Here is an 18,427-nt window from a genome sequence, read left to right as displayed (position 1 = left end):
GTTCAAGGAGAAAAGTCATGGACATCCAGGCCTTGGCGTTCGACACCGGCGGCACCGTGCTGGACTGGCATCGCGGCATGGTGGCCGCCCTGAAGTCGATCGGTACGCGACATGGAATGAGCGCCGACTGGCACGCCGTCGCCAACCACTGGCGACGGCAGTCCATGAAGGGAATCGTGGGACAGGTGCAACCTGAGTTCCAGATGGATGACGTCCATCGCCAGGCCTTGGACGAAACGCTCGCGCATTTCGACCTGGACGCCGTTACCCCGGAGGAACGCGTCGTGGTCTGGCGCGCATGGCATTCGCTCGATGCTTGGCCTGACTTTCCGGGCGCACTGGCCGCCTTGCAGAAGTGGCGGCCCGTCGTCTCCTTCACGATGCTGCCTACATCCCTGGTCGTCGATGTGTCGCGCAAGAACGGATTGACCTGGGACGCCATTATTTCCTGCGAGATGATCGGCGTGTACAAGCCGCACGCGCAGGCCTATGCCACGGCCGCGAAATGGCTGAACCTGCAACCGGCGCAGATCCTGATGGTCGCATGCCACAACTTCGATCTCAACGCAGCGCATGCCGCGGGCTTTCGCACCGCATTCATCCGGCGGCCCCGCGAGTGGGGGCCGCAAGGCCCGCCCGACCCGAATCCGAACATGACTTATGACCTGATCGAAGATGGTTTCGACGGCCTCGTCCGCAGCCTGCGCGCCTGAAGCCGCAGGCACTTCCCTTTCACATACCCACAGGAAACAATCCCGATGAAACCCGATCCTCTGATGCCTCGCGAAGTGGTCCCCGCGCTTGACGTTGCCGTGACTGCGGGTGGGCGCTACACCTCGGGCCAGGCGCCGGGCGCGGCCTTCGACCTGCTGGTCTTCTATCGCGGCTTGCACTGCCCGATCTGCACCAAGTACCTGCTGGAACTCGAGCGGCTGGAGCCCGAGTTTCGCCAGCGCGGCGTGCAGGTAATCGCCATCAGCAGTGACGACGAAAACCGCGCCCGGCAGATGGCCGAGAAGGTCAAGGCCAGCGGCGTGAAGTTCGGTTATGGGCTCAGCCTCAAAACCGCGCGCCAATGGGGCCTGTACATCAGCACGTCGCGCGGCAAGACGTCCGTCGGAATCGACGAGCCGACGCTGTTCAGTGAACCCGGTGTCTTCCTGGTCCGGCCGGACGGAACGCTGTATTACGCAGCGGTGCAGACCATGCCCTTCGCGCGGCCGCAGTTCCAGGATCTGTTGGGCGCGATCGACTTCGCCATTGCCAAGGACTATCCGGCACGGGGAGAATACGCTGGCGAGGTGTGATTGCGCATGGCCTGGTTTCCGTCCCTTCCCGAAGATGCCGGCGTGCGGCATATCGTTTCGCTGAACCCGGCTGCCGGCCGGGCGCTGATCGAATTCCACGACGCAGTCCTGCGCAATGCCTTGGGACTGCTGCCGCGCGACAAGGAACTGATCGCGGCCTATGTCTCCGGGCTGAATGCGTGTCAGTACTGCTACGGCGTCCACTCCGAAACGGCCAAGGCACTCGGGATCGACTCATCGTTGCTCGAACAGCAGCGGACGGATTTCGACATGGCGCCGGTCGACGCGCGCCTGAAGTCCATCCTGGCCTACGAGCCAGCGAAGTTGACCCAGGCGGATGCCCACGCGGTGTTTGCCGTCGGATGGAGCGAGTTGGAACTGCACGACGCTGTGCTGACGATCTGCCTGTTCAACTTCATGAATCGTCTTCTGGAAGGTCATGGCGTCAAGGGCAACCGCGCGCTCTACCAAACCCGCGGGCAATCGTTGCACGACGATGGTTACGCACCTTTGCTGCGAGCATTGCCTCCGGCCGTCTGAGTGTTCATGCCTCATGGAGCCACTGCGCTTCCTCGATATCGCGCGTTCAGTCACCTGCCCTCGAATTTGTTGAAAGACTGCTTATGAAGACCAGCGACGAAGTTCGACCGGTCGCGTCTGCTTCTCAAGGTCGATGGAGGGCCGCCGCGGCGCTGGGTCTCTTCATAGTCATCGTTACCGCTGTCGCCGGCGCAGCGTGGTGGATGGCACTCGACTTTGGGTCCAATTTCACCTCTGACATGCGCAGTGCGGCTGCGACAATTCGCGGCTGGGGCCGGTGGGGGGTCTTTGGATCGATCGGCCTGATGGTCATTCACTCATTTGTGCCGTTTCCAGCGGAAATACTTGCCTGCGCGAACGGTCTCGTCTACGGACCGATCCTGGGCGCCGTGATCACCTGGGTTGGCGCCATGCTCGGCGCCGTTGCGGCGTATGGGCTGGCTCGCCGCTTCGGCAAGCCATTCGTCAAACGGCTTCTGACGCGCCACCAATCCGATGAACTTACGAGATGGGCGGGCCGGCAGGGTGCGGGCGCCATGCTTATGGCCCGGCTGTTGCCGATCGTCGCGTTCAATCTCATCAATTATGCCGCTGCACTGGCGGGTATCGGCTGGTGGACCTTCTTGTGGACCACAGGCTTGGGTATCCTGCCTATGACCGTGCTTACGGCAGTGTTCGGGGACCGGGTCCTCACCGTCTCGCCCTGGATTTGGACGGCGGTGGGCGCCGCAGTGCTAATGGCCGCATGGGTGACGCATGTGGCGCGACGACGTCGGAATGCCTAGACACATACAGCAGGTGCCACAGGGTCGGTGCGGGGAAATCTCCGTTGTCGGCCAAAACTGGGAAATGGCGGTCGAGGCTCGAAGCATCGACCGCCGGCGATCAGATGGCGCCGCGTTCGCCGGAGGGGATCTGTCCCAGACGGACAGCTTCTGCAGCTTGCGCTCGCACCGCCGCGCGATCAAGGCTCGATTGAACCGGCATTGCCACGCGAGAACCAGCCGGTTCGTTGCTGCGATTGCGCGCCGCCAGCACCGCTTCGGCCATGACTTCCGCGCCGGTGCGGCTGCCTTGGAACGCCGGGGTGTGCTCGGGCGCAACTGCATCTTCCGCGTGGGCGCCGGCCGAAACGAGAACTGCCAATGTAGTGACGGCAAACAGGTGACTCGATTTCATGATGATTTCCTTTGTGAGGTTGAACGGTGGACTTGGATCAACTGCTTCGCTCATAACGTCATAGTCACAACCTTGGTCGGCCTAAGGCAGCAAAACGTGACATCGCCAAGTCAAGGCGAGACACGTGACGTTCGCCAACATGCGAGTTGCACCTCCTGGGCAAGCAGAAGGCCGAAGCGTGTAAGACCAAAACAGTGTTGGCCGTCTAAACAGACGATGGGCATGCTCGGGACGGTGAGCACGACGCGGCACTGGCCAAGCGCAGCGTTTCACTCCCTGGCTCCTCGTCGCCATCACGCAGCCACGCCGCACCTTTGATGAAGCCGCACAAAGTTTTCCATCGAAAGTTGATCGCCTCCGTCCTGATGGTGGCTCCGTCGGTGTGCGGTGGCCGCATTTGGCAGGGTTGGCTTTGGCCTCGCATGAGCGCCTACGGGTTCGCCTGGTTGCGATTTCATCTTTGGACCTCGGTGTTGCGCATGCCGTGACATCACGCTCAGGCCGTCGTCCATGTCTCTCGAAATCGTCACCCTCGCCTGCGCCTTGCTGATCGGCTTTGCCGCGCACCGCGCAAGCCTGCGCAACGTACGCGCCATTTCCGAAGTTATTACGGCGGGCAGCATGCACTTGTTGTGGAGTCCGCTACAAGCAATGCTCTGGACAGCTACGCTGACGGGAGTTCTGGTTCTTGGGTTCGGTATGACGCCGCAGCCCGCCTGGGCCCGCACGCCGCTTGCGTTGGCTTGGGCCGGCGGACTGCTGTTCGGCGTGGGCGCGGCTCTCAATGGTGGCTGTTCACTTTCCACGCTGACGCGCCTGGCCGACGGCGACTTGGGCATACTGGCTACGCTGGGCGGATTCCTGGTTGGCGTGAGAACCTGGATTGGCTTGCAGGCGACGGGCTTGCCCGCAGGGCTGGCGGCGGTGGTATCACCCTGGTCGCGCTGGCCACAGTTAGCGCCTTGGCTCCTGGCCCTTTTCTTGGCGTGGGCCTTCCACCGTCTGAAGGTGCTATGGCAATTGAGCCGAGGCCGCCACCAGCTCAAGGCGGCGCTGCTGGCGCCGACCTTTCATCTTTCGATACCTGCCGCACTCCTCGGCTTGGCCGCAGGTCTGCTGTATGCCAGGCAAGGAGCGTGGTCCTACACCAATTACCTGCGGACAAGGGTGTTGAACTCGTGGGGCGCAGCGCCGGCTCCCTCAACGTGGCATGGCCTCCTGGTGCTCGGGCTGCCCGCCGGCATGATCGCCTTCGACGCTGCAACGAGGCTCGTTCGCCTGGCACCGGCCGAACGATGCCTCGAACTGGCTGCGGCACGCTGGCGGCGGCGCACTGATGGGATCGGGTGCAACCATGGTGCCGGGCGGAAATGACACGCTGCTGCTTGGCAGCCTGCCGATGATGACGGCCACCGCCTTGTTCAGCTATTTGTCAATGCTCGCTGGTATTGCACTGGTGCTTGGCACTTTGCGCGCGACACGCACGCCGATGCCAGTGATCTCCTGCTCGCCTTCCGGCTGCGACGAGGCGCGCGTCCCACAAACACCCGGTTCGGGTCGATGAGGGAATCCGGCACGAAGACACGACATGACACTTCTTGACCTACCCATCACCGGCGATGCACCAATGTGCGCCGGTGCGGCCATTTCCGAGCTCGATCTGGAAGGGCAACTCCCGTCGCTGCGCCAGCGGCTTCTTCGGCACGCGCGGTTTGCGCTGAGTGATACCAGTCTCGCCGAGGACCTGGTGCAGGACACATTGATGGCCGTTGTGGAGCAACGCGACCAGCATCGCGGCGTGGCCTCGCTCGTGACGTGGGCGACGGCGATCCTGAAGAACAAGATCGCCGACTGGTACCGCTCGCCCGCCCGGCGTCGTATCGTGCAGCTGAGCCCAGACGATGAGAAGCTCGATGACGCCATTGACGCGCTTTACGATCCCGACGGGGCCTACACCGACCCGATCCCCGCCTGGCAACAGCCTGACAACCTGATGGAGCAGCGACAGATGATGACCGTGCTCGAAAGGTGCGTGAGCTGCCTGCCTCGCCAGACGGGCCGCATCTTCATGATGCGCGAATGGCTGGGGTTCGAAACCACCGAAATCTGCGAGCGTGTCGGCGTCAGTGCCGAGAATTGCAGGACCATCATGCACCGCGCCCGCATGGCGCTTCGCGGCTGCATGCAACGCGATTGGATCAACACCAAGGCCAATGTATGAACTGGATGCATTCTTGCAAGAAAGTCGCGGAGCTCTTGTCGCAGCGACTGGATGAACCGCTCGGGCTCATCGACAGCCTGCGGCTGCGCATTCACCTATCGATGTGCGACAACTGCGGCAATGTCGACAAGCAGATGAGCAGCGTGAACGCGCTGGCGGCGGACCTGTTCTCGGGCGGAGGGGCAATCCAAGAGGACGCGCAAGCAACGCAACATTCGGAAGCCACGCCGACAAGTCCCGCATGATCCGAGCGCCGAAGGCAGCCTCGGGCGCAAATGAACGATTTGCAGTCTGCCAGCTACCCTGTTAGACCCGTCCGATGACTCCAAATTTTGCTGCCGCGCACTTTGAGCGGGTGACGGGTTGCACGACTGCAGATCTGCTGCCGTGGCTTGCGCGCCTCGCCTTCGGCCTCATTGACTATTGACGAATCGAATCCGACTTGCGCGGCGAAGTTTGCGGGAGGTTTTCTGCGCTTGACGTAGACATCTCTCGCCGAAAGGCATCGCGGATACAGCCGCGCTGCCATGAACATCCGAAAGCCGAGACGAATCCTTGCTTTCGCGATTCGTAGATGGGGGACCGTGTCAGTTCCTTACACCAGCTCAAGCCGATGGCGTTTGGTGGTCACAGAAACCGCGCGAGCAGCGCGCTTAAACGCGCGCGCACTTCCGCGGTCATCGCTGCAGGTGGAGTGACCAGGGCGGAGCTCAAGGCGGAGTGCGCGGCCGACACCGGCCAAGTGGCCGCGAGTCGCCTGACCGCGTGGCCCAGCAACGTCTGGGCGCGTTGGGCATTGGCCTGCAGATTGCCAATCGCAATTTCGGCCGTGACGCAAACCTGGTGCGGATGCCAACAGTCCCAATCAGTGGCCAGGGCCACCGTCGCATAGGCGATTTCAGCTTCGCGCGCCAGCCGAGCCTCGGGCATGTTGGTCATTCCAATCACGGCCGCTCCCAGGCTGCGGTACCAGGTCGACTCGGCGCGCGTGGAGAAAGCCGGCCCTTCGATGCAGACGTAGGTGCCGCCATCGTGCAGGCGAATGTCCGCGAATCCGGCGTCGGCATAGGCTTGGGCCATCACGCTGCGCAGTGCACCGCAGACCGGGTCGGCCAATGCAACGTGGGCCACGGCCCCGTTGCCGAAGAAGCTGCCTTCGCGCGTGCGGGTGAAGTCGATGAACTGGTCCGGCAACACCATGTCCAGTGGGGCGATCTCTTCACGCATGGAACCTACGGCCGACACCGACAGCAGATACTGCACGCCGAGCGACTTCATCGCGTAGATGTTGGCGCGAAAAGGGATCTGCCCCGGAATCAGCTTGTGGCCACGGCCGTGGCGCGCCAGGAAAGCGACATCCACGCCATCGAGTTTGCCGAGCAGCAGCGCGTCGGAAGGCGGGCCGTACGGCGTATCGACGACGTGCTCTCGCGTATCGGTGAGCCCGTCCATCCGGTACAGGCCGCTGCCGCCGATGATGCCGATGCGGATGGGGTCCATTCGATGTCTTTCGTTGGTGTGATCGTCTCTAGACGTACGCCGGCGGTATTCCTTACACGGCCTGCGCGGCTGCGCGTGTAAGAAATGCTCAGTGGAGCCGTCTACGAAAAAGAGGCTGGCGCCTGTGCCCGGCCGCACATAATGAAAGCTTGGGATGCATCTGGACAAACGCTGGTGGTTGGTGATCGCTGTGGTCGGACTGGTGGCCCTATTCCAAATCTTTGACGTCTCACGATTCCTGAGCTTAGCCGCCATCAAAAGCAGCCAGGCGGATCTTGAAACGTGGCGGCGCGCGCAACCGGTGTTTGCTGGCCTGATGTTTTTTTCGGGTTACATCGCCGTTGTGGCTTTGTCGGTTCCCGGAGCCACTTGGATGACATTGGCAGCCGGTGCCGTCTTCGGCCTCGGATGGGGCGTGTTGATCGTCTCGTTTGCATCGACCATCGGGGCGACCCTCGTGTTCCTTGCCTCACGCTGGTTGCTGGGCGGCTGGGTCCAGGCTCGCTTTGGCGATCGCTTGGTGGCCATGAATGCCGGCATCGCCAGGGATGGCGGCTTCTACCTGTTCACTCTGCGCCTGGTGCCTGTGGTACCTTTCTTCGTCATCAATCTCGCCATGGGCCTGACAACCATCAGGACGCGGACGTTCTACTGGGTCAGCCAACTCGGCATGCTGGCCGGCACGCTGGTCTACGTGAATGCCGGAACCCAATTGGCCCGGATCGATTCGCTCTCAGGCATCGTCTCGCCCACCGTTCTTGGCTCATTGGTGCTGCTCGGAATCCTGCCGCTGGCAGCGCGCAAAGTCCTCGATGGCGTGCAGGCCCGCCGCATCTATGCACGCTGGCAGCGCCCCAAAAGCTTCGAGCGCAATCTGGTCGTCATCGGTGGCGGGTCGGCTGGTCTTGTCACGGCCTACATCGCGGCGGCACTGAAGGCCGAGGTGACCCTGGTCGAAAGGCACCAGATGGGCGGCGACTGCCTGAACACGGGCTGCGTGCCGTCCAAAGCCCTCATCCGGTCCGCTAAGTTCTTGTCGCATGTGCAGCGTTCCAAGGAATTTGGCATCCGCTCGGCGCACGCCGAATTCGACTTCGCCGAGGTCATGGAACGGGTCGAGCGCGTGATCAAGACCGTAGAGCCGCACGATTCGGTACAGCGGTACACCAGTCTCGGCGTCGACGTGGTGCAAGGCGCCGCCCGCCTCGTGTCGCCGTGGGAAGTGGAAATCACCCGCCACGACGGGCATGTGCAGCGCCTGACCACTCGCAGCATCGTCATTGCGGCCGGCGCCCGCCCGTCCGTGCCTCCGATTCCCGGCATCGAGCGGGTCGACGTCTTCACCTCGGACAACGTGTGGAGTCTGCGGCAGCGACCCGATCGCCTGGTGGTGCTGGGCGGCGGCCCGATCGGCAGCGAGCTGACGCAAGCCTTTGCGCGACTCGGGTGCCGGGTCACGCAGGTCGAGATGGCACCGCGCATTCTGCTGCGCGAAGACCCCGACGTGTCGCAGCTGGTCACCGCGCGCTTTCGCGGCGAGGGCATCGACGTGCGCGTCGGGCACACGGCGAAGCGAGTGGAAGTCAACGGTGGCGAGAAACTGCTGGTTGCCGACCATGAGGGCCAGGAGGTTCGCATCCCCTTCGACGTTTTGCTGGTCGCCGTCGGCCGCACGCCTAACCTCACCGGATATGGCTTGCAGGAACTGGAAGTGGTCACAGGCCGCACGCTTGAAGTCAACGGCTACCTGCAGACCAACTTCCCCAACATCTACGCGGCCGGCGATGTCGCAGGGCCCTATCAATTCACCCACACCGCGGCGCACCAAGCCTGGTACGCCGCGGTGAATGCGCTGCTCGACCCCTTCAAGAAATTCCGCGCCGACTACCGTGTGATTCCGTGGGCCACCTTCGTCGAGCCCGAAGTCGCCCGGGTGGGACTGAACGAAACGGAGGCGAAGGAGCGCAACGTGCCCCATGAAGTCACAGTGTACGGCCTGAGCGACCTGGACCGCGCGATTGCCGACGAAGAGGCCCACGGCTTCGTGAAGGTGCTGACGTTGCCAGGTAAGGACCGCATCCTGGGCGTAACCATCGTCGGCGAACACGCCGGCGACCTGCTCGCCGAATTCGTGTTAGCCATGAAATACGGCATCGGTCTGAACAAAATCCTCGGCACCATTCACACCTACCCAACGCTGGCCGAGGCCAACAAATACGTCGCCGGCAACTGGAAGCGCACGCATACACCCCAGGGCCTGTTGGCTTGGGGCGAGCGCTTCCACGCATGGCGGCGTGGCTGACCGGGAGCGACTATGCACCAATCACCTGGCCTGACCGCCATGATCGACCTGCCGCCAGTGGCCAGGAGAAGCGCGCAACGCGCTGGGCTGAGCGCGTTGCGGGTGCTACCGCGCGACATGCCGGCTGACCGCAACCGACACGAGAACGTTCTGCTTCGACTCGCGGATCGCCCCCACACCGTGGCCTTCATCGATATCTCACGCGGGGGTATGGCGACGCGACCGACATTGATCGAAATCGATGCGGCGCTGCCGCGCGATGCCACGCGTCAACGCATGTTCCTCACCCGGCTCGAAGGCGGACATGTGAGCGAGGCCGACCGGCGCTGGGTTCACGCGCTTGAATTCGCTGACTTGTTACCCGAGTTCGACGCCCGCGACTGTGAAGGAAGCCTGCGATCGGCCCTCGATGGCGTGACTCGCGTACTCGGCATGACGCCGCTTGCACCCGAGGAACTGGCCCGGCATGCCCGAGTACCCAAGCAGAAACGGAAGGTCGGCACGCCACGGGCGACCCTTCGTGCCTTGACCGGAAAATCGGCAGAGGACGTTGCCGAGTTGTTGCACCGGTCGCTTGCCATTCAGGATCTGGCATATCGCCTGCGGACTTACCCGCAATGTTTCGTGGGCTCGGAAGCGGTGGCGTGGATGTCGCGGCGCTGGCACCGCCCGGCCACCGAAGCCGTGGCGATCGGCCAGGCGCTGGGTTCGCTGGGGCTGATGGTCCATGTCACTCATGACCACCCGTTCCTCGACAATCGCCTGTTCTACCGCTTGGCGGTATCCGAAGCTGCCGACCGGCTGGGTCTGGGCCAGGTTCTGGCCTCGGTACGGGCGTCGAACGGAGTGCCGGTAGCCGATCGCAGTTATTTGGGCGCGACCTACCCACGTTGCTGGATCGGCGCCGAGGCGGTGGACCTCCTGGTCGCCCGTCACGCCCTGGCGCGGCGCGATGCGTGGGTGCTGCTGCACCGGCTAATGCAGTTCGGCCTGATTGAGCATGTGACGCATGAAAGGCCTTTCATCGACGGGGCTTTCTACTACCGCTTCACCGGCCCGCCGGCCGACGGGAAATCGTGATGACACGCACCCTCCCGCCACTCCCGGCGTCGTCTTCGCCTCGGAAGTCTCCGACTACGACTGGGCACTCGGCGACGCTCACTGAGCTTGCGCAGACTCGAAACGAAGCGGAACGGAACGCGAACAACCCATGATTGGCATCTTCAACAGCATCGCACGGTGGATCGGCGAGCGCCTGACTCGCTATCTGAGCCAGACCCACCACACGCACAGCCTGACCGCGCCTACCGACCCAGCGAAACTGATGGCCTGCCTGATGCCTGGCGACGTGGTGCTCGTTGAAGGCCAGAGCCGATTCAGTGTCACGATCAAGTACTTGACACAGTCCACCTGGTCGCATGCCGCGCTGTTCGTGGGTGAGGCCAGCGGGCTCGCCGATGACCAAGGCCGGCCGCGCTGCTTTCTGGAGGCAGACCTGCGCGACGGCGTGCGCGCCGTCACGGTGGCCAAATTTGCCGGCCTGCATTGCCGCGTGTGCCGGCCAGTCGGACTCGATGCGATCGAGATCGACGCCCTCATCCGCTTCGTAATGTCCCGTCTGGGTCAGCAGTACGACCTGAAAAACGTCGTCGACCTGGCGCGCTACCTCCTGCCCACGCCACCCGTGCCGGTGCGCTGGCGTCGCCGCATGCTGGCGCTGGGCAGCGGCGATCCCACGCGCGCCATCTGTTCCACCCTCATCGCCCAGGTCTTCCAGTCGGTGCGGTACCCGATCCTGCCGCTCATCCAAAACGTTCCATCGCAGGACCCGATGTGCCTTGGCTGCATGGACGAAATGCTGCACGTGCGCCATCACAGCCTGTTCGTGCCGCGCGACTTCGACGTCTCACCCTATTTCGCGGTGATCAAGCCGACGCTGGCGGCGGGTTTCGAGCACCGCGCGCTGACCTGGCATACCGACATCGACAAGGTGCCGTCTTGAGGCCTTCCCTTTGCATCATCGTGCCGGTGCTGGACGAAGCGCAAACGCTGGCGCAACGCCTGCAGGCACTGCAGCGATTTCGACAGCGCGGAGCGCGTGTGGTCGTGGTGGATGGCGGCAGCCAGGACGACACGCTGGATATCGCCCGGGCCCACGCCGACCTTGCCCTGCTTGCACCGCGCGGCAGGGCATCGCAGATGAATGCCGGCGCCGCGGCTTGCCCGGCCGACGTGCTGCTGTTCCTGCACGCCGACACCGAGTTGCCGGACAACGCCGACGCGCTGGTGCGTCGCGCCACGCTGGGCCCGTTTGCCTGGGGCCGCTTCGATGTGCGGATCGCCAGTGACCGGCCGCTGTTGCGTATGGTCACCGTCATGATGAACTGCCGCTCGCGCTGGACCGGCATTGCCACGGGGGACCAGGCGCTGTTCGTCCGCCACGACCGGTTCCGCCAGGTCGGCGGTTTTCCGGATCTGTCGCTGATGGAAGATGTCGCCATCTCAAAGGTCCTCAAGCGACACGGGCCGCCGGCCTGCCTGACCGAGCGTGTCATCACGTCGGCGCGGCGTTGGGAACGCCACGGCATTTGGCGAACGATTCTGCTGATGTGGCGCCTGCGCGCCGCCTACTTTCTCGGCGCGGACCCCGAACAACTGGCAATCCGGTATGGCTATCACCCACGATGACGCGCATGACAGCCTGCGGCAGGTACAGGTGGCTATCCTGGCCAAGGCGCCCATCCCGGGACTGGCCAAGACGCGACTCATTCCGGTCCTCGGTCCGCGCGGCGCCGCGCGTTTGCAGCGGCGACTGACGCGCGCGGCTGTGCAGACGGCTCGTGATGCCGACGTTGGGCCCGTGACCCTGTGGTGCATGCCCGATGCCGGGCATCGCTTCTTCAAGGCCCTGCAAAGCGCGACGAACGTGCGCTGCTTGGTTCAGTCCAGCGGAGACCTCGGGGATCGGATGCATACCGCGTTTCGCCTGCTTTGCGCGCAGGGGCCCCTGCTGCTCATCGGCACCGACTGTCCGGTGCTGCGACCGGCCCATCTGCGCAAGGCTGCTCGGGCCCTGATCGATGGCGACGACGCGGTGTTCTATCCGGCGGAGGACGGCGGCTATGTGCTGGTCGGCCTGCGCCAGCCGCAAGCTGCCCTGTTCACCGACATGACCTGGGGCACCGCCACAGTCATGTCAGACACCCGGGCACGCGCGCGAGCGCTGGACCTGCGGCTGTGCGAATTCGAAGCCCTCTGGGACGTGGATGTGCCGGACGATCTTGCGCGTCTCGATGCGGTAGGCACTGAGGCCGCCGCGTGAAGCGGCTCATGTTGCTCGGCGGCGGCCGCGCCCATGTCAAGGTGCTGGCCGATCTGGCTGAACGTCCATTGGCCGGATGGGACGTGCATCTGGTGTCACCGTACCGACACCAGATTTACTCCGGCATGTTGCCCGGCGGGGTGGCGGGCCACTATCCGATCGAGGCCTGTGCCATTGCGCTCGACGCGCTGGCGGCCGACGCGCGCATGAAGTTCCACGAGACCGCCGCGCTCGGCGTCGATGCAGCAGACAACGAGGTCACATATGCCGACGGCACCCGGTTGAACTTCGATTTTTGTCCATCAATACCAGTCCGTTGCCAGCCATCAACCAATTACCGGGCTGCGTGGAGCATGCGTTGCCGATCCGGCCTATCGAGGCATTCGTCGCGGCGTGGCCAGAACTGGTGGACCGCACGCTGGACCGCTGTCGTCGCTTCGAGCTGGCGATGCTGGGTGCCAGCGCCGCAGGCGTGGAGTTGGCTTTTGCAGCTCAGTACCGGGCCATGGCCGACGGCTGGTCGCACGTTCGCATCACCCTCGTCGGTTCTGGTGCGCTGCCGCTGGAAGGTGGCCCTGGCCGTATGCGCCGGCAAGTGGGCCGATTGCTGGTGCAGCGCAGCGTGGCTTGGCTCGGCGAGCGTCGCGCCGTAGGTTTGATGGCCGGCCAGATCAACTTCGAACAGGGCCCGCCGCAGCGCTTCGATGCGTGCCAGGTAGAGTCACTGGCGCGGCTGCACCTGCGTGGCCGCGCACGGGTGGCCTGGCCACCGACGAACAGGGTTTCATCCGCGTGCTACCTTGCAAAGTGTCTCGCACCCGCGAGTCTTTGCCGCGGGCGACGTGGCGGCCTACGCCACTGCAATGCCCAAGTCCGGCGTGTATGCGGTCAAAGCCGGCCCCGTGCTGGCCGAGAACTTGAGGGCGGTGTGCGAAGGACGTGCGCCCCTGTCCTGGACGCCTCAACAGCGCGCGCTGCACCTCATCAGCACCGGCAACCTAAATGCACTGGCTTTGTGGGGGCGCTGGTCCATTGGCGGCGGTTGGGTCTGGAACTGGAAAGACAGGATCGATCGGGGCTTCATACGACGCTTTGACACTGATGCGTGATGGTTTCAATCGCGCGCTCTGCCACGGTCACGCGATCCAAGACAATGCGCTGCAGCAAGTCACGGGATTGATCGCTCACATCATGGAATTCCTGTCGGCTTGGCCCGCATCCGCGCTGATCGCATCGGCAAGCTTGAGGACGAGCAGGTCGTCGGCCGGACCGCCGGCGCTGAGCTGGGCCGACTTGCACGTCTGAGCTACGCCCCGCAGCGACACGTTTGGGGCCCGGCGCGCTACTAACGCATCAGCAGCGTGTGATTCCGGGGCGCCGATCCGACCGGACACGACCCGAGCCATGTTTCTGCCCCCTCCATCACGAAAGGCTTGCCATAAGAACCACCTCGCCGCCGACCGCCAGATGCACCGATGGCGCCTGCCTCGCACCGGCGCAGACGCGCCCGCTCACGCGTGTCACGCTGGATTCCCGCCGACAGGTCCAGAGGCACGGTCATGACTGGGAGCCAAAGTAAGTGCCATTCGGGTTAACCCGGATCTTCTGCCGATACGATATGCACGGAAACCGAGATCACCCCGCTCTCCCGCGCAGTTTTCCCTTTGTTCCAGTTCGAGGACCACAAGCCTATCAAGGCCGACCAGAAGGTAATAGCGGCCTTCGGCGAGCACAAGGCGCCGTGGAAGCTGACTTTGTGGTTCACAGCGAACAATGGCTGACTGCCAAGCCAAGCGCGGCCGGTGGACCTTTTGTCGTCGGCTCCGGATGCCGTCGTGGAGGCGGCGCACCGCGACGCGGGCGGGAGCGTGACTTGAGTTGCCGCGCACCGAGTCCGCCGCTCGATACATTGATCGGGCCCTGGCCAGCGGAGCAGGTATTCCATGTCATCCACGACGCGGCCTTCGCGCCAAACAGCTTCAACCCCGGCGTCGATGGTGGGAGCAAGCTGCGAAAGGCGCACGTCGCCTTTATCGTGCAACCCACTCGAACAGCCGCTTCCCATAGAGTCCGCCGAAGGTCAAAAACAGCGCCGCCACGCCAAAATTCCACAGCAAAATCAAGACCGTTGCATCGAGTGGATGGAACAGCGACAGAGCGGCCGCCGTCATCGCGGCGACCGCGAGACTGCCCATCATCGCCACCGGCGCCGGCGACAGACGCGCCACATGGCGCAGCATGACAAGCATCGCCAGCGACAGCGGGATGCCGGTGACCGCCAGCGTGGCAAAACAGCGCGCGGTCTCGCCGAGCGACATGCCTTGCGGCCCCACGCTGACCCAGTCCGTGAGGCAGCCATAGCCAATCGTGGAAATCCACGCCGCCAAAGCGGGCGCCGGCAACAGCAGCCAGCGCCGCGATCGGCCGGGAATGCTCACCACAAACGACGCCATCGCGGCGAGCACGCCGGTCAGCAAGGCGGCCGCAACGCCAGTGGCAAAAGCCGGCTGACGCAGTTTGAACATGAGATCCGGCCGCACGCCATGGCCGACGGCGACCAGCACTAGTATCAGCGCCGCAAACAGCAGCCAACAAAGTGCCCGCAGCGCAGGCGGCCGCAAGCGCCGCACGGGCTTTGCGTCAATCACCAGCGATTCGATGACGTCGGAGGTTGAGGTCATGTCTGGTCCCTTGCCTTTCCAATCACCGCGCGCAACTTCTTCAAGGCCCGATGCGTTGCCACTTTCAATGAGGCAATCGACATCCCGCTGGCCGCGGACGCTTCCAGCAACGACAGTTCTTCGAGTTTCAGCATTCGTATGGCATCCCGTTGCCCGGCTGGAAGGCGCTCCACCGCGTCGCGCAGCACACGCGCATCCGCCGCCTCTTCCTGTAAGTTCGCTGCAGAGGCCCACAAGGTTTCATGCTCGGGCTCGATCGGTGTTTCATACGCACCAAGGCGCCCCAGTCGCCGCAGCCCGTCGACGATGCGCCGATGGGCAATCGTCACCAGCCAGGGACCGAACGGTCGGGCCGGGTCGTACGTGTGGCGCACCGTGTGGACGGTCAGGAGAATATCCTGAACCGTATCCTCAATGTCGCTTCGATTCCCCATGCGGCGGGCTGCGAGCGCCCGTAAATAGGGCGTGATCGCCTCGAGCAGACGTCGGTAGGCATCACGATCGCCCGCCTGTGCCTGAGCCATGGAGAGGGACCAGTCCAGCGTACCGTCGGCGCGAGTTTCTCGCGCCATGAGGGGATGCTCGGGCGTACCCGATTCCCGGACATCCTGTACAAGACTCAGCGACGGGCCGGGGCGCCGCGTTTTGGAAGACATGATCGAATTTTGCACTGGGGTTGGGGGCAATTTCGAATAAATAAATTTTTCGCGCTGTGTAACCTTTGGTCGCCGGCAGTCGAATTTTATGACGGGGTTGCAATCCTGTGACCCGTGAATCTACCTCTACTACTTTTAGGAGAATCCCAAATGAGCAAACAGGGTTTGGCAGCTTCGACGCTGTCTGCGACGGTCGGTCTCGCGCTCGCCTTCCTGGCATTTCCGGGGCAGGCGCAGGGCATGAAGGATATGAGCAACGCGCCACAGATCGTCAAGGACAACATGATGCGGATGACGCAAAACAAGCTGGAAAAGTGCTACGGCATCAATGCCGTGGCGAAAAACGACTGCGCGGAAGGGGCACATTCGTGTGCTGGCCAAGCCACGCAGGCGCGCGATGTGAAGTCCTTCGTGATGCTACCCGCAGGTGACTGCAGCAAGATCCAGGGCGGCAAGCTTCAGGCTAGTTGAGCGGACACCGGCGCATGAACGCTTCTATAGTAATACTGCGGGATGCGCCGGGCCCGATCCCGGTGAAGGCCGGCATCGGGCTGCGCTTTCGGCACCATCAACCAGTCGCCGAGACGCGTCCCGATGTTGCGTGGTTCGAGGTGCACACCGAAAATTACATGGGCGGTGGCATCGTACCCCGGTATCTGGATGCGATTCGCCGCGACTATCCCGTCTCGCTGCACGGCGTCGGTCTGTCGCTGGGCAGTGCCGACGGGCTCGACAGCGCTCATCTCGGGCGGCTTCGCGATGTCGTCGACCGGGTCGAACCCGGCCTGATTTCCGAGCATTTATCGTGGAGCGTCACCGGCGGCACGTATTTGGCCGACCTGCTGCCGCTGCCGCTGACCGAAGAGGCGTTGGCCATCGTCTGCCGCCATGTCGACCAGGTTCAGGCTTATCTGAAGCGGCGCATCCTGATCGAAAACCCGTCAACCTATTTGCAGTTCCGGCACTCGACCCTTCCCGAGTGGGAGTTCCTGACCCAGGTCGCGCAGCGCACCGGCTGCGGCATTCTGTGTGACGTCAACAACATCTTTGTGAGCGCCTGCAATCACGGCTGGGATGCGCGAACCTACCTTGCCGCCCTGCCGCCGGCGGCCATCGGCGAAATCCATCTTGCCGGACACAGCATCCGCGAACTCGGACAGGGGAAAACGCTGCGCATCGACGACCATGGCTCGCGCGTCGCACCAAAGGTCTGGGCGCTGTATCGCGAGGCCCTCGCGCGCTTCGGGCCGATTCCGACCTTGATCGAGTGGGATACCAATGTGCCTGCACTCGAGGTCCTGATGGAGGAAGCCGCCATTGCCGAGTCCATTCTCGAGGGACACCGCCATGAAGCCGCCCGCGCCGACGCTACTTGAACTTCAACACGCCATTCAACGGAGCATGCTTGACGGCGTGGACGGGGATGCGTTCGCCCTCATCATCAACAAAGGATTGGACCCGGCAGAGCGGCTCGGCATCTACCGCAACACCTCGGCCGGCGTGCTGGTGACGGCACTTCGCCTGGCCTATCCAGCCGTGCAGCATGTGGTCGGCCCGGAATTCTTTGAGGGCGCGGCGCGCCTGTTCGCGGCCGAGGCCCCGCCACGCAGTGCCTGGCTGGATGCGTATGGCGCGGATTTCCCTGAATTCCTCGCAAGGCTCGCGCAGGCGTCATCGGTGCCTTACCTGCCGGACCTGGCCCGGCTCGAATGGACGGTCAACCTCGTGCTGCACGCGGCCGACGCCGAACCGCTCGAGATCGCGCGCCTGGCGACTTTGAGCGAAGCCGAGCTCGAAGACCTGCGCTTCGAGCCGCATCCTGCGGCCCAACTGCTGCGCTGCGGGTTCCCGGCCGACGCGATCTGGCAGGCGGTGCTGGAGCGTGACGATGACGCCATGACGGCGATCGACCTTGCAGACGGTCCGGTCTGGTTGCTGGTTCAACGAGCGAAGAGCGGCATCGATGTCGTGCGCTTGAGCGAGCCCGAATGGCGCGTTGCCGCAGCGCTGTTTGCAGGACAGCCATTGGGCGCGGCGCTGGCGCAAGCAGCGTGTGCCGAACCGTACATCCTGCTCGCGGCACACCTCGCGCGCGCCTGCTATGCAGACTGCCGCGTGGCGCACGAACCGATGGCACTCCAGCCCCGAAGGATTCACGCATGAAAAACTCGCCCTCATCCATCACATCGCAACCGGTGGCTGACCATCCGCTAGGGCGTTTCGTGCGCTGGCTCGACCGGGTGCCCTACTCGCTTCTCGCCATCCCGCTGCGGTTCGCGGTGGCCACGGTGTTCTGGAACTCTGCCATGGCCAAGCTGGCCAATTGGGAGACGGCTGTGGCGTTGTTCCAGGACGAGTACAAGGTGCCGCTGTTGCCCCCGGAAGTTGCTGCCTACATGGTGGTTTCGATCGAGTTGACCGCGCCGGTGCTGCTGGTGCTCGGACTGGCGACCCGGCCCGTGGCGCTGATCCTGCTGGGCATGACGTCGGTCATCGAGATATTCGTCTACCCGCAAGCGTGGCCCACGCATATCCAGTGGGCCGCGATGCTGCTGGTGCTGCTGTGCCGGGGTGCTGGCGCCTGGTCCCTTGACCACCTGCTGCGGCAGCGCTGGATGAGGTAGCCCGAACGGGTTTGACGTGTAGGCAGCCAAAAAATCGAGCGCCGAGCAGTTTCCACACCTATCGGCCTGCTCAGATTTCCGGGGCCAGCTCTTCC

At 63.8% G+C, this 18,427-nt stretch carries 23 protein-coding genes; 19 read left to right on the top strand and 4 right to left on the bottom strand.

Annotated features, from left to right (window positions below):
- Positions 1-17: 17 nt before the first annotated feature.
- From EUB48_RS03290 to EUB48_RS03275, 4 genes are all read left to right on the top strand, one after another.
- Positions 18-713, top strand: coding sequence for a haloacid dehalogenase type II (locus EUB48_RS03290; RefSeq protein WP_142817604.1), 696 nt, complete (start codon positions 18-20; stop codon positions 711-713).
- Between the two features lie 45 nt (positions 714-758).
- Positions 759-1,307, top strand: coding sequence for a peroxiredoxin-like family protein (locus EUB48_RS03285; protein ID WP_142817603.1), 549 nt, complete (start codon positions 759-761; stop codon positions 1,305-1,307).
- A 6-nt stretch (positions 1,308-1,313) separates the two neighbouring features.
- On the top strand, positions 1,314-1,847 hold the full coding sequence (locus EUB48_RS03280) for a carboxymuconolactone decarboxylase family protein (RefSeq protein WP_142817602.1): 534 nt from the start codon (positions 1,314-1,316) through the stop codon (positions 1,845-1,847).
- An 83-nt stretch (positions 1,848-1,930) separates the two neighbouring features.
- Positions 1,931-2,632: a TVP38/TMEM64 family protein gene (locus EUB48_RS03275; RefSeq protein WP_168226691.1), complete on the top strand. Its 702-nt coding sequence runs from the start codon at positions 1,931-1,933 to the stop codon at positions 2,630-2,632.
- 100 nt (positions 2,633-2,732) lie between these two features.
- Here the strand turns inward: EUB48_RS03275 and EUB48_RS03270 are convergent, their stop codons facing one another.
- On the bottom strand, positions 2,733-3,026 hold the full coding sequence (locus EUB48_RS03270; RefSeq protein ID WP_142817600.1) for a DUF4148 domain-containing protein: 294 nt from the start codon (positions 3,024-3,026) through the stop codon (positions 2,733-2,735).
- Positions 3,027-3,536: 510 nt separating this feature from the next.
- Here EUB48_RS03270 and EUB48_RS03265 point away from each other — a divergent pair.
- Genes EUB48_RS03265 through EUB48_RS03250 form a run of 4 tightly spaced genes read left to right on the top strand, consistent with a single transcriptional unit; the run spans position 3,537 to position 5,492 of the window.
- Positions 3,537-4,400 (top strand): YeeE/YedE thiosulfate transporter family protein, encoded by an 864-nt coding sequence (locus EUB48_RS03265; RefSeq protein ID WP_142817599.1) that lies wholly within the window; start codon positions 3,537-3,539, stop codon positions 4,398-4,400.
- The gene (locus tag EUB48_RS21810; RefSeq protein ID WP_142817598.1) at positions 4,285-4,590 is read left to right on the top strand and encodes a YeeE/YedE thiosulfate transporter family protein; all 306 of its coding nucleotides are present in this window, start codon (positions 4,285-4,287) and stop codon (positions 4,588-4,590) included. Before EUB48_RS03265 ends, EUB48_RS21810 begins: the two co-directional genes overlap by 116 nt.
- A gap of 24 nt (positions 4,591-4,614) precedes the next feature.
- Positions 4,615-5,247 (top strand): sigma-70 family RNA polymerase sigma factor, encoded by a 633-nt coding sequence (locus tag EUB48_RS03255; protein WP_142817597.1) that lies wholly within the window; start codon positions 4,615-4,617, stop codon positions 5,245-5,247.
- On the top strand, positions 5,244-5,492 hold the full coding sequence (locus EUB48_RS03250; RefSeq protein ID WP_142817596.1) for a zf-HC2 domain-containing protein: 249 nt from the start codon (positions 5,244-5,246) through the stop codon (positions 5,490-5,492). The genes EUB48_RS03255 and EUB48_RS03250 overlap by 4 nt, the downstream gene beginning before the upstream one ends.
- Before the next feature lie 382 nt (positions 5,493-5,874).
- Here EUB48_RS03250 and mtnP read toward each other — a convergent pair whose 3' ends face one another.
- Entirely contained in the window at positions 5,875-6,747 is an 873-nt protein-coding gene (gene mtnP / locus EUB48_RS03245) for an S-methyl-5'-thioadenosine phosphorylase (protein WP_142817595.1), read from the bottom strand.
- A 154-nt stretch (positions 6,748-6,901) separates the two neighbouring features.
- Here mtnP and EUB48_RS03240 point away from each other — a divergent pair, with 154 nt between their 5' ends.
- The 7 genes from EUB48_RS03240 (at position 6,902) to EUB48_RS03210 (ending at position 13,480) form a co-directional block, all read left to right on the top strand.
- Entirely contained in the window at positions 6,902-9,049 is a 2,148-nt protein-coding gene (locus EUB48_RS03240; RefSeq protein WP_142817594.1) for an FAD-dependent oxidoreductase, read from the top strand.
- 39 nt (positions 9,050-9,088) lie between these two features.
- Positions 9,089-10,129: a hypothetical protein gene (locus EUB48_RS03235; RefSeq protein ID WP_168226690.1), complete on the top strand. Its 1,041-nt coding sequence runs from the start codon at positions 9,089-9,091 to the stop codon at positions 10,127-10,129.
- Between the two features lie 130 nt (positions 10,130-10,259).
- Positions 10,260-11,051 (top strand): C40 family peptidase, encoded by a 792-nt coding sequence (locus tag EUB48_RS03230; protein ID WP_142817592.1) that lies wholly within the window; start codon positions 10,260-10,262, stop codon positions 11,049-11,051.
- A complete protein-coding gene (locus EUB48_RS03225; RefSeq protein WP_142817591.1) occupies positions 11,048-11,737 on the top strand; it encodes a TIGR04283 family arsenosugar biosynthesis glycosyltransferase in 690 nt (229 codons plus the stop codon). Before EUB48_RS03230 ends, EUB48_RS03225 begins: the two co-directional genes overlap by 4 nt.
- Entirely contained in the window at positions 11,718-12,371 is a 654-nt protein-coding gene (locus tag EUB48_RS03220; RefSeq protein WP_142817590.1) for a TIGR04282 family arsenosugar biosynthesis glycosyltransferase, read from the top strand. Before EUB48_RS03225 ends, EUB48_RS03220 begins: the two co-directional genes overlap by 20 nt.
- The gene (locus EUB48_RS03215) at positions 12,368-13,024 is read left to right on the top strand and encodes an NAD(P)/FAD-dependent oxidoreductase (protein ID WP_142817589.1); all 657 of its coding nucleotides are present in this window, start codon (positions 12,368-12,370) and stop codon (positions 13,022-13,024) included. The genes EUB48_RS03220 and EUB48_RS03215 overlap by 4 nt, the downstream gene beginning before the upstream one ends.
- Before the next feature lie 147 nt (positions 13,025-13,171).
- Entirely contained in the window at positions 13,172-13,480 is a 309-nt protein-coding gene (locus tag EUB48_RS03210; protein WP_142817588.1) for an NAD(P)/FAD-dependent oxidoreductase, read from the top strand.
- 921 nt (positions 13,481-14,401) lie between these two features.
- On the opposite strand, the gene EUB48_RS03190 is transcribed toward EUB48_RS03210, so the two are convergent.
- Together EUB48_RS03190 and EUB48_RS03185 are read right to left on the bottom strand one after the other, a co-directional pair.
- Positions 14,402-15,052 (bottom strand): NrsF family protein, encoded by a 651-nt coding sequence (locus EUB48_RS03190; protein ID WP_142817586.1) that lies wholly within the window; start codon positions 15,050-15,052, stop codon positions 14,402-14,404.
- Positions 15,049-15,708, bottom strand: coding sequence for a sigma-70 family RNA polymerase sigma factor (locus EUB48_RS03185; protein ID WP_142817585.1), 660 nt, complete (start codon positions 15,706-15,708; stop codon positions 15,049-15,051). Before EUB48_RS03185 ends, EUB48_RS03190 begins: the two co-directional genes overlap by 4 nt.
- 150 nt (positions 15,709-15,858) lie before the next feature.
- Between EUB48_RS03185 and EUB48_RS03180 the strand changes: the two genes are divergently transcribed.
- Genes EUB48_RS03180 through EUB48_RS03165 form a run of 4 tightly spaced genes read left to right on the top strand, consistent with a single transcriptional unit; the run spans position 15,859 to position 18,332 of the window.
- The gene (locus EUB48_RS03180) at positions 15,859-16,179 is read left to right on the top strand and encodes a BufA1 family periplasmic bufferin-type metallophore (RefSeq protein ID WP_142817584.1); all 321 of its coding nucleotides are present in this window, start codon (positions 15,859-15,861) and stop codon (positions 16,177-16,179) included.
- Between the two features lie 14 nt (positions 16,180-16,193).
- Complete coding sequence (bufB, locus tag EUB48_RS03175) at positions 16,194-17,084, top strand: MNIO family bufferin maturase (RefSeq protein ID WP_142817583.1); 891 nt, start codon at positions 16,194-16,196, stop codon at positions 17,082-17,084.
- Positions 17,056-17,871 carry an HvfC/BufC N-terminal domain-containing protein gene (locus EUB48_RS03170; protein WP_142817582.1) on the top strand — a complete coding sequence of 272 codons (816 nt, stop codon included), beginning with the start codon at positions 17,056-17,058 and terminating at the stop codon, positions 17,869-17,871. Before bufB ends, EUB48_RS03170 begins: the two co-directional genes overlap by 29 nt.
- Positions 17,868-18,332 carry a DoxX family protein gene (locus EUB48_RS03165; RefSeq protein ID WP_142817581.1) on the top strand — a complete coding sequence of 155 codons (465 nt, stop codon included), beginning with the start codon at positions 17,868-17,870 and terminating at the stop codon, positions 18,330-18,332. Before EUB48_RS03170 ends, EUB48_RS03165 begins: the two co-directional genes overlap by 4 nt.
- The last annotated feature ends 95 nt before the right edge of the window (positions 18,333-18,427 follow it).

Origin of the sequence: Rhodoferax sediminis (assembly GCF_006970865.1) — a bacterium.
Lineage (GTDB): Bacteria > Pseudomonadota > Gammaproteobacteria > Burkholderiales > Burkholderiaceae_C > Rhodoferax_A > Rhodoferax_A sediminis.
This window is presented reverse-complemented; position numbering and strand designations above follow the sequence as displayed.

Excerpts from the sequence above, each read along its gene's own strand:
- EUB48_RS03255 (WP_142817597.1), top strand. The coding sequence starts at position 4,615 with ATGACACTTCTTGACCTACCCATCACCGGCGATGCACCAATGTGCGCC.
- EUB48_RS03285 (WP_142817603.1), top strand. The coding sequence starts at position 759 with ATGAAACCCGATCCTCTGATGCCTCGCGAAGTGGTCCCCGCGCTTGAC.
- EUB48_RS03165 (WP_142817581.1), top strand. The coding sequence starts at position 17,868 with ATGAAAAACTCGCCCTCATCCATCACATCGCAACCGGTGGCTGACCAT.
- EUB48_RS03275 (WP_168226691.1), top strand. The coding sequence starts at position 1,931 with ATGAAGACCAGCGACGAAGTTCGACCGGTCGCGTCTGCTTCTCAAGGT.
- EUB48_RS03240 (WP_142817594.1), top strand. The coding sequence starts at position 6,902 with ATGCATCTGGACAAACGCTGGTGGTTGGTGATCGCTGTGGTCGGACTG.
- mtnP (WP_142817595.1), bottom strand. The coding sequence starts at position 6,747 with ATGGACCCCATCCGCATCGGCATCATCGGCGGCAGCGGCCTGTACCGG.
- EUB48_RS03190 (WP_142817586.1), bottom strand. The coding sequence starts at position 15,052 with ATGACCTCAACCTCCGACGTCATCGAATCGCTGGTGATTGACGCAAAG.
- bufB (WP_142817583.1), top strand. The coding sequence starts at position 16,194 with ATGAACGCTTCTATAGTAATACTGCGGGATGCGCCGGGCCCGATCCCG.
- EUB48_RS03230 (WP_142817592.1), top strand. The coding sequence starts at position 10,260 with ATGATTGGCATCTTCAACAGCATCGCACGGTGGATCGGCGAGCGCCTG.
- EUB48_RS03235 (WP_168226690.1), top strand. The coding sequence starts at position 9,089 with ATGATCGACCTGCCGCCAGTGGCCAGGAGAAGCGCGCAACGCGCTGGG.
- EUB48_RS03250 (WP_142817596.1), top strand. The coding sequence starts at position 5,244 with ATGAACTGGATGCATTCTTGCAAGAAAGTCGCGGAGCTCTTGTCGCAG.
- EUB48_RS03290 (WP_142817604.1), top strand. The coding sequence starts at position 18 with ATGGACATCCAGGCCTTGGCGTTCGACACCGGCGGCACCGTGCTGGAC.
- EUB48_RS03280 (WP_142817602.1), top strand. The coding sequence starts at position 1,314 with ATGGCCTGGTTTCCGTCCCTTCCCGAAGATGCCGGCGTGCGGCATATC.
- EUB48_RS03270 (WP_142817600.1), bottom strand. The coding sequence starts at position 3,026 with ATGAAATCGAGTCACCTGTTTGCCGTCACTACATTGGCAGTTCTCGTT.
- EUB48_RS03170 (WP_142817582.1), top strand. The coding sequence starts at position 17,056 with ATGAAGCCGCCCGCGCCGACGCTACTTGAACTTCAACACGCCATTCAA.
- EUB48_RS03185 (WP_142817585.1), bottom strand. The coding sequence starts at position 15,708 with ATGTCTTCCAAAACGCGGCGCCCCGGCCCGTCGCTGAGTCTTGTACAG.
- EUB48_RS03180 (WP_142817584.1), top strand. The coding sequence starts at position 15,859 with ATGAGCAAACAGGGTTTGGCAGCTTCGACGCTGTCTGCGACGGTCGGT.
- EUB48_RS03220 (WP_142817590.1), top strand. The coding sequence starts at position 11,718 with ATGGCTATCACCCACGATGACGCGCATGACAGCCTGCGGCAGGTACAG.
- EUB48_RS03265 (WP_142817599.1), top strand. The coding sequence starts at position 3,537 with ATGTCTCTCGAAATCGTCACCCTCGCCTGCGCCTTGCTGATCGGCTTT.